This is a genomic window from Bradyrhizobium sp. 14AA (assembly GCF_054185205.1).
Window position 1 is genome coordinate 90,345 of sequence record NZ_JAVAYM010000024.1, and the last position, 14,551, is coordinate 104,895.

At 61.0% G+C, this 14,551-nt stretch carries 11 protein-coding genes; 8 read left to right on the forward strand and 3 right to left on the reverse strand.

The features are described 5' to 3' along the window. Positions 1–185: 185 nt before the first annotated feature. The gene (locus tag RAD15_RS33765) at positions 186–404 is read left to right on the forward strand and encodes a hypothetical protein (RefSeq protein ID WP_458182890.1); all 219 of its coding nucleotides are present in this window, start codon (positions 186–188) and stop codon (positions 402–404) included. 36 nt (positions 405–440) lie between these two features. Here RAD15_RS33765 and RAD15_RS33770 read toward each other — a convergent pair whose 3' ends face one another. Continuing rightward, complete coding sequence (locus RAD15_RS33770; protein ID WP_458182891.1) at positions 441–887, reverse strand: hypothetical protein; 447 nt, start codon at positions 885–887, stop codon at positions 441–443. Between the two features lie 211 nt (positions 888–1,098). Here RAD15_RS33770 and RAD15_RS33775 point away from each other — a divergent pair, with 211 nt between their 5' ends. The 3 genes from RAD15_RS33775 (at position 1,099) to RAD15_RS33785 (ending at position 5,240) form a co-directional block, all read left to right on the forward strand. After that, entirely contained in the window at positions 1,099–1,572 is a 474-nt protein-coding gene (locus RAD15_RS33775) for a hypothetical protein (RefSeq protein WP_458182893.1), read from the forward strand. A 64-nt stretch (positions 1,573–1,636) separates the two neighbouring features. Further along, the gene (locus RAD15_RS33780; RefSeq protein WP_458182895.1) at positions 1,637–1,987 is read left to right on the forward strand and encodes a hypothetical protein; all 351 of its coding nucleotides are present in this window, start codon (positions 1,637–1,639) and stop codon (positions 1,985–1,987) included. Positions 1,988–2,300: 313 nt separating this feature from the next. After that, positions 2,301–5,240, forward strand: a complete 2,940-nt coding sequence (locus RAD15_RS33785) for an MSCRAMM family protein (protein ID WP_458182897.1) — start codon at positions 2,301–2,303, stop codon at positions 5,238–5,240. Positions 5,241–5,327: 87 nt separating this feature from the next. Here RAD15_RS33785 and RAD15_RS33790 read toward each other — a convergent pair whose 3' ends face one another. Next, the gene (locus RAD15_RS33790) at positions 5,328–7,685 is read right to left on the reverse strand and encodes a S8 family serine peptidase (protein WP_458182899.1); all 2,358 of its coding nucleotides are present in this window, start codon (positions 7,683–7,685) and stop codon (positions 5,328–5,330) included. Positions 7,686–8,965: 1,280 nt separating this feature from the next. On the opposite strand from RAD15_RS33790, the gene RAD15_RS33795 reads away from it, so the two are divergent. From RAD15_RS33795 to RAD15_RS33805, 3 genes are read left to right on the forward strand one after another with little or no spacing between them, the layout of a single operon-like run. Continuing rightward, positions 8,966–10,678, forward strand: a complete 1,713-nt coding sequence (locus RAD15_RS33795) for a type I secretion system permease/ATPase (RefSeq protein ID WP_458182900.1) — start codon at positions 8,966–8,968, stop codon at positions 10,676–10,678. Positions 10,679–10,688: 10 nt separating this feature from the next. Beyond that, the gene (locus RAD15_RS33800) at positions 10,689–12,047 is read left to right on the forward strand and encodes an HlyD family type I secretion periplasmic adaptor subunit (RefSeq protein WP_458182901.1); all 1,359 of its coding nucleotides are present in this window, start codon (positions 10,689–10,691) and stop codon (positions 12,045–12,047) included. A 5-nt stretch (positions 12,048–12,052) separates the two neighbouring features. Next, positions 12,053–12,610 (forward strand): hypothetical protein, encoded by a 558-nt coding sequence (locus RAD15_RS33805; protein ID WP_458182902.1) that lies wholly within the window; start codon positions 12,053–12,055, stop codon positions 12,608–12,610. Between the two features lie 72 nt (positions 12,611–12,682). On the opposite strand, the gene RAD15_RS33810 is transcribed toward RAD15_RS33805, so the two are convergent. After that, the gene (locus RAD15_RS33810; RefSeq protein WP_458182965.1) at positions 12,683–13,267 is read right to left on the reverse strand and encodes a hypothetical protein; all 585 of its coding nucleotides are present in this window, start codon (positions 13,265–13,267) and stop codon (positions 12,683–12,685) included. 554 nt (positions 13,268–13,821) lie between these two features. Between RAD15_RS33810 and RAD15_RS33815 the strand changes: the two genes are divergently transcribed. Beyond that, a complete protein-coding gene (locus RAD15_RS33815; protein WP_458182904.1) occupies positions 13,822–14,187 on the forward strand; it encodes a helix-turn-helix domain-containing protein in 366 nt (121 codons plus the stop codon). The last annotated feature ends 364 nt before the right edge of the window (positions 14,188–14,551 follow it).

A 14,551-nucleotide genomic window follows, 5' to 3' on the forward strand; every position in this document is an offset into this window, starting at 1 on the left:
GGCGGCACGGCCGGGCAGCGCGCCATTAAGCATGCTGCCCGTCTTGCGCATATTTTCGGCCCGTTTCGGGGATGGTAGACGGCGCCGGCATGTCGGAGGATGATCGACAGTGTCGAAGAAAAGCGTAGCCTGTCGTTCGACTGGATGATCCGTGCGGGAAGACATTCGATGAAGAGTTGATCGCCATGGATGAAAACGACGCGCTCTTGTTGGATATTACGATCGGCAGTCGCTTCCGGGTGAAATCCCTCGGCAAGCACAGCAAGCGTTTGGACGGGAGGACGGGACGGGTCGTCGGCTTTGCTCACACCAAGAACGCTCTCCGGGTCGTTCTCGACGGGCAGAAGCATCCGCAAACGCTTCATCGCAGCTATCTGGAACCGCTGATCGAGACCGCGTCCTGAAGCGCATTGTCGCCGATCGCTTCAGTCTGGCCGGTTTCAGTTGGACTCGATCGGCGCGATGAGGTCGACAATGCGGAGCAGACCCTGGCAGACACGCCAGATGCAGCCCGTGCCGAGAAACAGTTCGGTGGCTGCATTCATGTCGCCAAACTGGAGGTGATAGCCGTTGGCGATCACGTTGATGGATATCCTGATGCCGTTCGTGCCCACCAGTTGGGTGCGCGCCGTATGCACCGCTTCGACCAGTCGCCGTCCGAATTCCCTGGCGTCGTCGAGATCAAGCGCTGCGAGCCGCGGTGGCGTGCGAGCTTGATTGAACGGATACACCGCGTCGATGAGGATGGTGTGGCCGTCCGATAGCAACAGGAGTTGGCTGACCGACTTTCCGGCTGGAAAAAGGAAGCATCGCTCGTCGAGGTCGACCTTGATCTCGTACTTCGGCCGCAACTCTGCGATGATCCGGGGAGCGGGATTGATATTCATCGTGTTGCAATGCGAATTGACCGTAACATGACTTTATCCTAGGTCGCTCGTGCGGAAGCGGCAAGATGCGTCGGGGTTAATGTGTCGCCTGATCCCCGGCGAACCAGTGGAGGCGCTATCGCAAGCCGCCATGCGCGGTATAGTCGGCGAACAGTTGGGCAAGGGAGGGGGCCAACGAGGCCCACGACCATATTTTCGGGGCATTGTACCAATGGCGATCAGGATTGCGGCGGTGAGCTCCGCCACCATGTCGGATGACAAGAAGGAATTCGTCGTTCAGACCACAGGCAAATATACCGGTGCGCTGGAGCTGAGATTCGCCAGTGACTGCGTCGATGATCTGATCGCGGCGCTGACGAGCGCGCGCGGCGGTGTGCAGCCCACAGCGTCGAATGGCGGCGGGGCCGTCGCCGAAGCAGTCGCGCCGAATATGGACGCGGCAGCGCCGGTCAAGCCGGGCGCGGCTGGAGGGGACAAGCCCGACGAGGTGAGGTTCGAAATCCCCAAGAACTGCACGATTTCCGCAGACACCAGCGGCCGCGGCCTTGTGCTGTTCATCCTCAATCACCGGCTGGAACAGCAGGCCGGTTACGCGTTCTCGCCGGACGCGGCGAAACAACTGGCCGGAGGGCTCACCAAGAGCGCCGATGCGTTGCTGGCTCAGCGGGCGATACCGAAGAACTAGACGTCACTCCCGCGGAGTGTTGGCTTCGCGTCACCGTTAAACTTCATTATTGCAAGAATTTACGATGATAAATACCGCCATCACGCTCAGCATCCGCCCGAAATGGCCTGAGATCGCGGATCATTATGCCGTCTGGTCGCAAGGCCGCGAGATCGGCAAGATCCGCCACGCGCTCGATGCCAGCGGGCCCCATCATTCATGGGAATGGTTCATCCTGATCCCGATGGGCCTGCCGGCCTGGACGAGCGGCGCCGCGCAGGACAGGGATACGGCGATCAAGGCCTTCAGCGCAGCTTGGGGGAGACTGCTGAAGGAAACGCAACCCGAGCGGATGCAGCGCGCGTGGGAGCTCGGTCGCGCGGCACAGTTACGGGTTGCGGCGCCGCCGTCTTCACCGTCCGCAGCTGGGAGCTGAGGCGGCGGACTGTCGAAGGTATTTACCAACCTCCGAAATTGACCATTTTGCCGAAATTTCCCGATCTGACACACAATTGATCGGCATCATTCTCAAAAGTAACGTTGCATTAATCGAAAATTATTGCTTAGTTTTCCCGGTTTGGATTTGGGGCAGAGGCTGTTTTGATCGATTTTTGTCCTCGCAGGTTTGCGTAGGCCGCCACGCGTTTTGCGTGAAGCGGCCGTTTTTATTGCGCAACCCAACGGTGGCATTCCGGCCTCTTCCCCACTCGGGCTTGAAGTTTTTGTTGTAGCTATTTTGGAGGAAGACCATGACCACGACATACAACCTGACGACATCTGGCTCATCTGCCACTATCGATGGCGTCTTGTTTCAAACGGTCGATTTGGCTCCCACCGGCACCGGCGTTTTCAACAGCTTCCTGGTGATTCAGGACAGTCCGACGGAAGAAGGTTTCAATACGGATTTTTCTCCGCTTCCGCTGGACGACAAGCAGCCGTCTCACACCAATGCTTTGCTGCTGTCCAGCCTCCAGGTCGTCAACATCAACGGCGTTGATTCCTATGCGTTCAAGCTCGATGCGAACGAGCCGAATTCGAGCAGCGGCATCATTGATCTGACGAGCTTCAAAATCTATTCAGCCACGACTGGGAGTGCCGCGACATTGGGCGCGTTGGGCACCCCGCTCTACGACCTGGACGCCAATGGCGACGTAACCGTCAGCTTGAACGCGGGAAGTGATGCCCCGGCCGGCAGCGGTAAAGGAGACCTGTTCGTCTACATTCCGGTCTCGAACTTCGCCGGTGCCAGTCCCTACGTTTATCTGTACTCGGCATTCGGCGGCACCGCCGCGTCAAACGGCGGTTTTGAAGAATGGGGCGCGACCATCGGGCCGAACACGCCGACCCCACACGCCACGATTTCCGGAACCAAGTGGATCGACGCTGACGGCAACCTGGCGACCACCGGTGACCAAACGGCCGGCGTCGGTTGGACGATCTTCATCGACGACAATCATAACGGCACCCTCGACAATGGCGAGTTGTCGACCACGACAGACGTCAATGGCTCCTATACGTTCACCGGGCTGGATGCGGGCACCTATGACATCCGCGAAGTCGTGCAGGCCGGTTGGACCCAACTGGGGACCGACCCAAATCCATCGACCGTCACGGTGACGATCGACGGCTCCGCGTCTGTCGATTTCTTCAACTTCCAGAATTTCTCGATCAGCGGCACCAAGTTTGAAGACCTCACCGGCGACGGCAAGTCCGCCGACGACAAGGCCTGGAGCTATGCTCCGGTCACGATCTACATCGAGGACGATGGCGTCGCCGGGTTCACGGCTGGTGATCATCGCTTCACGACGACCGATGCCAGCGGCAACTGGAAGATCAGCGGCCTGACGCTGGCTGACGTCGGCAAGAAAATCTACGAGGTCGTTCCTGGCGGGTCTGAGCAGACAGGCACGCTGGTGCAGACCGTCGACAACCCGGGCGGTGGCGGAACCGATACTGGCAACGACTTCACAAACTTCCTGAACTACGCGATCAGCGGAACGAAGTATGAGGACTTGACCGGCAACGGCAAGAGCAATGACGACACGCCGTGGTCGCATGCGCCGGTCACCATCTATATCGAAGACGACGGCGTCGCCGGCTTCACGGCTGGTGATCACCGCTTTACGACGACCGATGCCAGCGGCAACTGGTCGATCAGCGGCCTGACGCTGGCTGACGTCGGCAAGAAAATCTACGAGGTCGTTCCTTCCGGGTCCGAACAGACGGGCACGCTAGTGCAGACCGTCGACAACCCGGGCAGCGGGGGAACCGACACCGGCAACGACTTCACAAACTTCCTGAACTTCTCGATCAGCGGTACGAAGTATGAAGACCTGACCGGCAACGGCAAGAGCAATGACGACACCCCGTGGTCGCATGCTCCGGTCACGATCTACATCGAGGATGATGGTGTCGCCGGCTTCACGGCTGGCGATCTTCGCTTTACGACGACGGATGCCAGCGGCAACTGGTCGATCGGCGGACTGACGCTGGCTGACGTCGGCAAGAGCATCTACGAAGTCGTTCCCGGCGACTCCAAGCAGACCGGCACGCTGGTTCAAACCGTCGACAACCCGGGCAGCGGCGGCACCGACGCGCACAACGACTTCACCAACTTTGTGCTGTTTGATATTTCCGGAACGAAGTACAAGGACATTACCGGAGACGGCATAACGAATGATGACACCGGCCTCGCCGACATCAAGATCTTCATCGATCAGGACAATAACGGCGTCCTGAATTGGACCGATCTCAACTCCAACAACAAGTGGGATGCGGGCGAAGGAGATCGCTGGACGACAACCGACGCCAATGGCCACTATTCCTTCACCGACCTCGACTACACCTATGCCGGCGACAAGGTTTATGAGGTGGTGCCGAGCGGCTACGTTCAGACCGCGGGCATCGGTGGTTACAGCATCGTTGGAACGTCGGGCCACGATCAGACGACCGGCATGGACTTCGCCAACTTCCAGTTCAAGCCGGCGGCCGAGTTGACCCAGGGATACTGGTCCAACCACACCGAGGCGTGGGACGGCAAGACGGGGCTGGGAAAGACGACGAGCGCGAACGACGTGCCCGCCGAAGCCAATCCGAGGACGGATGGCTACCTGCTGCTCGGCGATCTCAACCACAATGGCGTGGCCGATGGAACTGAGGTTGGGCACACCTTGCTCGTCGATCTGAAGGCTGCGCAAGCCATTGAAGCGGGCGCAACCGGCGGCGACGCTCGCATCATCATGCTCGCCCAGGCGGTTGCCACTCAGCTGGACATCAACAACGGCTTCAACAAGTACGGCACGGGCAATCTCGAGCCGCACAATCTGATCACCGAGGCGGTGGATTGGCTCAAGGCATCCGGCGGCGTTCTTGCCGACGGTACGCTATCTGGCCAGGGTACGGTGTCCAAGGCCGGCGTGTTGAGCGGCGGCGAGTGGGGTACCAGCGGCAACCAGTTCTACCTGGGAGCAGGCACCAAGACGTGGGGCGGCGATCAGACGATCAATGGAGTCACCGGCATCAATGGCGAGGACATCAAGAATGCTCTGATGTGGTTCAATCAGAACCAGCTGGTGGTCTCTCAGGACGGCAACGCCGTGGCCTGGAATGACAACGGGACTCTGGAGAATGTCCATACCAATGCGATGGACAATTTCTGGCTGACGCTGCACGAGCAGAACCTGGTCTAGCCGAAACACCGCGTTGAACCAGCGCGAGACGGGCCTTGGCGCAAGCCAAGGCCCATTTCGTTTGCCTGGACGCAATGCCCGTCAGCCCTACGCAACAAGCGTCCATGCCGTTCCCGTGTGGAGCAGGGTCGACGCGACGCCGACCACGTCGGCAACCGTTACCGGCGCCTGTCCATTGTGGGCATCGACAACGATGTTGGTTCCTCCGTTTCCATCGGAAACGAGGCTCAGCCATCCATCCGCGATGGGATTTGCGCCGCTATAGCCTGCGGAAGTCAAAGCCTGATTCAGGTCGATGACGTCCTGGCCGGCCGTAAAGTCGCGGACGACATCAACGGATGAAGTAAGGAATTTGAACACGAAGGTGTCGCTGCCTGGGCCGCCATAAAGGACGTCAGCGCCGCGACCGGCCACGATCGTGTCATTGCCACGGCCAGCCTGGATCGTATCGCCGAAATCGTTGGCGATGATGGTGTCGTTGCCGTCGCCGGCCCAGACGAACTTGATGACGGTGTCGGCAGCGATCTGGAGTTGCCGGCCGGCGATCGTGTCGGTCGCCCCTGGATGCAGGTCGAGGTAGGAGCCGGTCGTGACAGCTGCGGTGTTGAGAACGGCCGTGCCGCTCGTGTCGTGGAGCAGCGCCCGGCTGGCTCCCGCCGCCGTCGCAAACTCGTCGGTGTAGACGTAAGTCGTCGGCGTGTTCGGCGCATCGCCGAGGACCTGAAGGGACCAGCCGTTCAGTGTGCCGGTATTTCCGCTGACACTGTCGGTGACCGTCAGGGTCCAGCTTCCCTTGGCGTCTTCGCCCCAGAAGGTGTTCGCGGTGGTTTCGAAGACGATGCCACCGCCGGTGCCGTTCGAAGGGTGGGAAATCAGCGTGGCGGTCGTTCCGCTTGCAGAGGTAAGGGTGACGGTGAGATCACTCGCATTGGCGTGGGTGATGTTGAGATCCACCACGACCTTGTCGACGATCTCGGACGAGTTGAGCGTGATCGTGCTGCTCAGGCTTCCGGTGCCATCGGGTATCTTGGCGTCGTCGGTATGGTTCACCGTCTGGATCGACATATCCGCATAGGTGGACTGCTTCATCCAGCTTTCGGCAAGACGGACCGCCGCGGTCGCGTCGACCAGGCCGAAGCCGTAGTCGTTCGAAAAGTGCAGGCCGCCGCCGTTCCAGTCATGTGCGCCGTTGGTTTGCCAGCCAGTGCTGGTGGTATCGGTGTTCTTCGCCGAGTAGGCCAGGATCTCCATGATGTCGCGATAGCCGAGGTCGGGATTGGCCTGCAGCATCAGTGCAATGATGCCTGTCACCGTTGGCGCGGCAAACGAAGTGCCGGACATCAGGGCGTAGTCGTTGGTCGTATACCCATAGGCTCCGGCACGATCATCCGTCTGGATGCTCGTTCCCGGCGCCGAAACGAGAAGCGCCGCGCCCGGGGTGCTGTACGAGGCTACGACACCCGCAGCGCCCGTTGCGCCGACCGTGATGACGTAGGGGTCATTCTGATAGTTGTGATAGTTGACGTTGTCGCCGCTTGCGCGCCCATTGCCTGCGGCGAACACGACCGGGATGCCGAGACCGCCACGACCATTGGCAACGTCGTTCAGTAGTGCCGCTTTCGAAGAGCTGAAAGCCGAGCTGAAGAAATTGTCCTGGAATGCGGTCGTGTATCCCCAGCTTGCATTGCCGACATCCATGCCGTTCGTCACGAGGTGATTGAGCGCATCCGCGAGCTGGCCGGGCGAGCCGGCCGAATAGCTTATGCGAAAATCCGCCAGACCCGCATTGTAGGCTACGCCGACGGTGCCGGATCCGTCTCGTGCCGCACCGATGACACCGAGAACAGACGTGCCGTGAAATTCGGTCGTCGGATCGCCAAAGGGATCGCTGCCGCCTGTAACTGCGTCGTAGTCGAGGTTGAACAGATAATTCGGCTTGATGTCGGAGTGGTTGTAGTCGACGCCGTCGTCCACAATCCCGATCTTGATGCCCTTGCCTGTATAGTTTTCCCAGGTCTTGAGAACATCGATGCCCGCCTTGGCATTGAACAGATTCCATTGCTTCAGATAGAGGCTGTCCGTCGGCGTTCCGCTGTCTCCGACAGGCGGATTGAGAGCCTTCCACGCGATTGGGATCGTGGGATAGACGTCAGCCGCCGTCACTGTCGTACTGCCGCCCGTGCTTCCCCCGGTTGTCGTTCCGCCTCCGCTGGTGCCTGTGCTTCCGCTGGTGCTTGTGCTTCCGCCGCTGCCGCTGGTCTTTCTGCCTCCAGCAGCAAATGCGTCGAACCCTCCATCCATGTGGCTCGACTGATCCGCATGAAGCGCCGGATTCCCCGAGGTGGCTGCCGAAGCGATGTTCAGTCCGGCGAATTCCCATTCCACAGCATTTGCGTTCGCTTCGAAGAAATTCCCGTGCTGATCATTCGCGCCCCGCTTCGCCATCGAATCTCCTTGCATGTGCGACGGAAGAAAGCGCGCGTTACGTCGCGCGTTGCTGCGGAGATCGGACGACGGCGCAAATTAAAGGCGGGTAAATTCGGTAGTTAAACGAGGATCAGTGGTTCCAAAGCACTGACGGGTGCGCTCCAATTCTCCGTATCGATTTAATGGTGCGTAAATAGAATTTACGTTGGTTTATGCCGGTTGCTTCGAGGCGGTAAAACCGTCCAGGCTGGGTCGTGTGGCGACGATTTGATTCCGTTTCCGACGAAGCGTCGTTCCCGCGTGCGATGTGAGATCGAGGCCGCGCGCCCGATCCGATGCCCTCGGCAATTGCGCGGCCGGGGAAATATGCTGCGAGGCACGGGGCGTCCTGCCGCGCGAAAGGAGAATTCGTAATTTCCAAAGATTCGGATTGACAGAAGTTTCGTTTCGGCGTATATGCGTTGCCATCCTGGCCCGTCAAAAGGGACGTATCGCGATCGTCACGACACGGAGGCTGGGATGCGGTGGCCGCGACGGCGTCGGCGCGAACAGGGTCGCAGGGCGGGAATCCTTTGATGGTGCTCCGTGAGCGGCGATTGAGCGCGTAACGACACGGCGCTGACAGCGTCTTCACGTGGTCTCGACGGTGCGCGCACGCCAACTGTCGGGGGGCCGGTGCGGATGTGCGCGGACGGAGAAGTCGTGTGGTCCTGGCGCCCGAAAGCTGGCGCCAAGCCTTGTGGAGGCGTATCACGCCAACCGGCGTGAGCGCCGAATATCCGCAAGGCGACGGGGGCAATAGAGCTCGTCTCCCCGGGGAGAGCGCGAAGGAAGCCGTTAAAACCATCCGCGCAGGGGAAGGCCGGGATGTCGGCATCACCTGTGACCCACCCGTGCGCAGTTTCTTCGCACACGGGGCTGCGGGTGCCGGCTGGCGCCCTGCCTTCCCTGCGCCCTTTCTTCCGGAAGGGGAGTTGCCAGTTCAAGCTCGGGCATGTTGCGCCGCGAGAATGCGAACCCGTGCCCGCGCCGCGCATTGCCCCGCCGCTGCCTTTGACCAGCCGCGTTCACGTATGCATCGGTCAAGATAAATATCGTAAACGCGCAGGAGGCCGTAGCTCTACGGCGCCTTTACCTTCCGGCAAGGATTGCTTTCTCGGGAGCCGGGGGCTGTGCTAAACATTGTCCTGGATTGGATAAGAATTGTTAACGGCTGCCAGTAGGTCTTTAATTCGGCCGGGCGTTGTCGCTCCGGCGGTCATTTTTGATTAGGGGGGCGGGGGCATCCGCCGGATTGTGTGAACGCGCCTTTCAAAAGGCCGGACGAGCTCCGGCGCCTGCTGCAGACATGCCAGGGTTACTTCGCGACGGCCGGCATCTTCAGCCTTGCCATTAACCTGCTGTACCTCGCCGGCCCACTCTATATGCTGCAGGTGTATGACCGTGTGATCTCGAGCGCGAGCGAGATCACGCTGTTGATGCTCACGATCGCGTTGCTGCTGGCGTTCGTGGCGCTTGCCGGGTTGGACGCGGTCCGGGCACGGGTCCTGACCCGCGCCAGCATCCGCCTTGACCAGAAGATCGCCTCGCGGGTGATGACGGCAATCATCGATCGCTCGGCTGGCGTGGGCGGCGCCCGCAGTCAGGCGCTCCGCGATTTCGATACGTTTCGCCAGTTCGTTACCGGGACCGGAATTCACGCCATCTTCGATCTGCCCTGGGCGCCGATCTACATCGCGGTGATCTTCGCCCTTCATCCGTTCCTGGGAGCCTTCGCGCTGGGGTGTTCGGTCATCCTGGTATTGATGGCGCTCCTGAGCGAGTGGCTGGTGAAGCTGCCGCTCACGGAATCGAATGAAGCCGCTGCGCGCAGCTACAGTTTCACCGAAATGAGCCTGCGCAATACCGAAGTCGTGCGCGCGATGGGCATGACCGGCGGACTGCTGCGACGCTGGAGCCGCGACCGCGACCGGATGCTCGAGCGCCAGGTCGCCGCAAGCGACCGCGCCGCCGCGATCCAGAGCCTGATCCGTTTCCTGCGCCTCGCCATGCAGTCGCTGATCCTGGGCCTGGGCGCCTATCTCGTGATCGAGCGGGTCACGACGGTCGGCTCGATGTTTGCCGCCAGCATTCTGCTTGGCCGCGCGTTGCAGCCGGTCGAGCAGATCGTGGGATCCTGGCGTGCTCTCGTGTCGGCGCGCGCGGCCTTCTTGCGCATTCGCGAGTTGCTCACCGCGCATCCTATGCTCGATGCCGGCCTCACGCTTCCCAAGCCCAAGGGGCGCCTTTCGGCCGAGGCGGTGACCTTCGTTCCTACCGGCAACTCCAAGCCTATTCTGCGCGGCGTCACCTTCGCCGTGGAAGCGGGGGAGGTCCTTGGCGTGATCGGGCCGTCGGGGGCCGGAAAATCGACCCTCTCGCGTCATCTTGTCGGCGTCCTGACGCCTTCGGCCGGCGCTGTGCGACTGGACGGCGCCGATGTGTCGACCTGGGTCAAGCGGGCGATCGGCGACCATGTCGGTTATCTGCCCCAGGATATCGAGCTGTTTTCGGATACGATTGCCGCCAATATCGGCCGCTTTGACGAGGGGAGCGACAGGGAAGTCATCCTTGCCGCACAGCTCGCGGGCGTGCACGAAATGATCCTGAGGCTTCCGAGCGGCTACGACACCCAGGTCGGCGAAGGTGGCGCCATTCTATCCGGCGGCTTCCGCCAGCGGATTGGTCTGGCCCGCGCCGTCTATGGCACGCCAAGCCTCGTCGTGCTCGACGAGCCGAGCTCGAACCTCGACGCTGAAGGTGATGTCGCTCTGGCTGACTGTGTCGTGCAACTGAAAAAGCGCGGGACAACGGTCGTCATCGTTTCGCATCGGCCGGCGACCATCGGGGTCGTCGACAAGATTCTCGTCCTCAGGGATGGCGTCGCCGAAATGTTCGGGCTGCGCGCCGAGATCATGTCACGGCTGACCCGTCCCGTGCCGGTGCACGCCGTGCAGGGCTCCAGCAGTTAGGCTCGCGCAAATGGCCATTCTAGACGGAACGCCGAAAAATCTCGCAGCCGTTCGCAGCCGACCGGGTCTTTCCGCCGGGCCACCAAGCGACTCGATCAAGCGTGTCGCTCTCGCCGGCTGGATCATCATTGCCCTGTTCTTTGGCGGGATCGGTGCGTGGGCCTTGACCGCGCCACTCAACGGCGCCGTCGTGGCAAACGCGGTCGTCAAGGTCGACGGCAATCGCAAGAGCGTCCAGCACCTCGACGGCGGTATCGTGAAGGAGCTGCGGGTCAGGGAGGGTGACAAGGTCCGCTCGGGCGATCTCCTGATCGTGCTTGATGAGACCCAGGCGCGCGCCGAATACGAAGTTCTGACGCAGCAATGGGTCGTGCTTCGCGCAACGGAGGTCCGTCTCCTGACCGAGCTCGATCACGGCTCAGCGCTCGTGATACCCTCGGACGTAAAGACGCATTCCGACGATCCCTATCTGAAGAGCGTCTGGAACGGACAGGTCAGCCAGTTTGAGAGCCGCCGGGCCTCGCTCGAGGGACAACGCAACGTCATCCGCGAGAAGATCAATCAGCTTGGCTCGCAGATCGTCGGCGCCCAGGCGCAGGTCAAGTCGTTTACCGACCAGATCAATTCGGTTCACAGCGAGGCGAAAGATATCGCGCCTCTCGTCGAGCGCGGCCTGATCGCGCGCCCCCGCATTCTGCAACTGGAGCGTACCGCCTACGGCCTGGAAGGTCAGATCGCGGATGCCAGCGCCAACATCGCCAAGGCGCGCCAGGCAATCGCCGAGCAAGAGCAGCAGATGGCGCAGCTCGACAATGATCGAATGACCGACGTGACCAAGGACCTCCGCGACACGCAAGCGAAGATCCTGGAGGTGATCCCAAAGGCCATGAACGCCAAAGCGGTCCTGGGGCGCATGGAGATCCGCGCTCCCTATAGTGGCCAGGTGGTCGGCCTCAACGTCTTTTCCGTCGGCGGCGTCATTCAGCGCGGCGACAAGATCCTGGACATCGTCCCGGAGCAGGATGGGCTGACCATCGAAGCGCAGGTGGCGGTCGAGGACATCAGCGACGTGCATCCCAACACGCGTGCGGAAGTTCACCTCACGGCTTACAAGCAGCGGATCGTGCCGATCATTCATGGCGACGTGATCCAGGTCTCGGCAGATCGCCTGACCGACCCCAAGACCAACAATCCATACTACACGGCCTTCGTGCGAATTGATCAGGACGAGCTTGCGGCCATGCCGAACATCAAGCTCTATCCGGGAATGCCTGCAACGGTCATGATCCCGACCATCCAGCGCACGGCATTTGAATATCTGGTTGGGCCGCTGATCATGTCGTTCAATCACTCCTTCCGTCAGAAATAGGACGCATGGGCCCGTTCGAGCGTGCTCGCGCGGACGGCGATGAGGCAGCCATCAATTTACGGCGCCGACGCGGTAAAGACGCCTTTATGATGCGCAACGCGGTTGTTGCGCTCCTGTTTGGCTTGCTTGCGGGCTGCGGAGGAACGCGACTGGCGCTCCAGAACGAGGCCGAAGATTCGTCCGTAAATCTGGCCGAGGCACTTGCGGATTGCCGCAACGGATTTCCCGATCAGATCGCGCAAGCCGTGCCACGCGCCGATTGCATCGTGAAGGCAACAGAGCTCTCGGTTCGGCCCGGCTTGCGGTTTCCGGAACTGCTCGACCGCGAAAACGCATTGCGCAAAGCGCTCGCCGTCCAGGTCTCGGCCGGCATCGTCTCGCTGCTTGAACGAAATGACCAGATCGCGAAGGCGCACAGAGCCATCGTGGCGGAAGAGACGGAAAGGCTAAAAGGAGCGCCGTCGGAAGGGCAGGGACGTAGCCCGTTAGCCGTGGTTCAGTGGCGGGCTTCCAATTCGGATGCGTGTGCCCGGCTCGGGGGTAATTCTCCGAACTGCTATTGAACGCGCCTGGCGCGGCGGCAGCCAGATCATGGCGCGCAAGGGCATCTAAAACCTGCCTGTGTCGCTGTAGGACTATTTGAACGGGTCGTCGATCGAAGCGGCCGACTGCCTCACGCGTCGGACGCCGATGGGGGAGCCGTCCGACACGAACAGCAATTCGTAGCTCTGTCCTCGAGAGTCCGTTGCGGTGCAGGTGACACTGGAGACCCGCCGCGCGGCGAAGTTGCCGAACTGGCGGCAGATGCCGGTCGACGCCTCCTCGGAGGGGACCGGGAGCCCATGGACCTTCGGCCGGTGTTTGGAATTCAAGAGCATCCGATCGACCGGAAGCTCGTAGGAATTGTCGTCGAAGCGCCTTCCTTTCTCGCCGGAGAAGGACACGACGTGGCCGTCGTCCGCCGGATCCTCGATGGCTACGGCAAAGTTGACGCGACCGGCTTCGCTATGAGCGTAGGCAACAGCCTTGCAGCCGTAGTCACGACCCGCGATCTTGAGGGTCGTGCACTTGCCGGACATGTGCGCGAGGATGTCGATCATCGGCTGACGGTGCTCGATGCGCTTCGGAGCGTCCGGATGCTGCTCCGCAGCCGGTCGGGTCGCGGCCGTCTGCGCGACGCAAGGAGCCGCCAAGGTCAACAGCGCCCCGCTCAGCAACAGCCGGGGCCCGAACCGACATAAAAAATGCGCTGAACTGTTCACGCAATCCCCGCTGCTGGGCTGAGAGCCGCGACGAAGAAAAGCCCGTCCGGCCAAACTCTTACCCTGCTCATCCCGGCCACATAGTGACACCGGAGCGGTCACCGATCAATCGAGTGACGTGGCAACGGTACTGCCTTTGCTTGTTTACTTAACCCGACTAAGGCATTAAAGGGCCGAAACCGATCGGCCGCCGCCGTTTCGCTCGGCAAAGCGGTTATCCGCAGCCGGGGGTCACGTGTCATGCCAGCGTCGATCTGTGGAGTTAGGAACGCGTGATACTGAGCGACATTGTCCTCGTACAGCACTGGCTTGGACCTTGCATACCCGTCCGGGCTGAACGGCAAGCGGAGAGGCAGTTGGACTGACCGATTGCACAAAATTGCGATGAACTGCACCGGTTTCGAAGGCCAATACCAATGGAACGATGATTGACTTGAAAACGAACGAGCCCCTAATCTCGCCTACTTATAGTCGTTAACGCCGATTCTCACGCACACAAATGGAATTTACAGGTGTCTAAAGTCAAGAACAAGACGGTTGCCAGCTTTGGTTCGCGCTTGAAACAGCTGCGGGAAGATCGGTCGATGACGATCACGGAGCTGGCCAGACGGATTGACGTGACGCCGCCTGCCATCTGGCATTGGGAAAAGCGGGGCAGGGTGCCCAAGCCCGCCACCATAAAAGCCGTGGCAAAGGTGCTCAATGTGAGCTCTGAATTCCTGGAGAACGGTGTTCATCTCGTGAGCGCCGAGCTTCAAGGTCCCTCGGATCACCCCTCCATGCGGCCCGACGAGATGAGCCTCGAGCAACTGATCCGTGCCATTGAGGCGAAGGGCTTCCATGTCCGGATCTCTTCGTCCGGCGATCGCGAAATCTAGACAGCTGGGGTAAACGGGAGGCGCGTCTCGCCGGAATGAGCGAGCGCCGTATCGCCGTCTGACATCTGGCGAAGACGGTCGCACCAGCCTCGTTATCGAGCCGCGAGCTCTCGCTATCGCCCGGCCGGCGTGGACCGGATAGAGGGCCCGTCCGTGCAGGGTCCATTCCGCATATTTGTGCCGACCCCGCGAAAGCGATGAAGGCTGCAACCGGTGCGCGTCATTCGCCCGCGCCGAACGACCTCGCGCTCTCGGTCCGCCCGCGAATGCCCCAATGCCATGTGCGTTGTCGGGACCGAATGGGCAGCGCTGACCGTCCCTCGTCTGCAAAGTCTTGATTGTGCGAGCCCGGCTCGTCACGGGT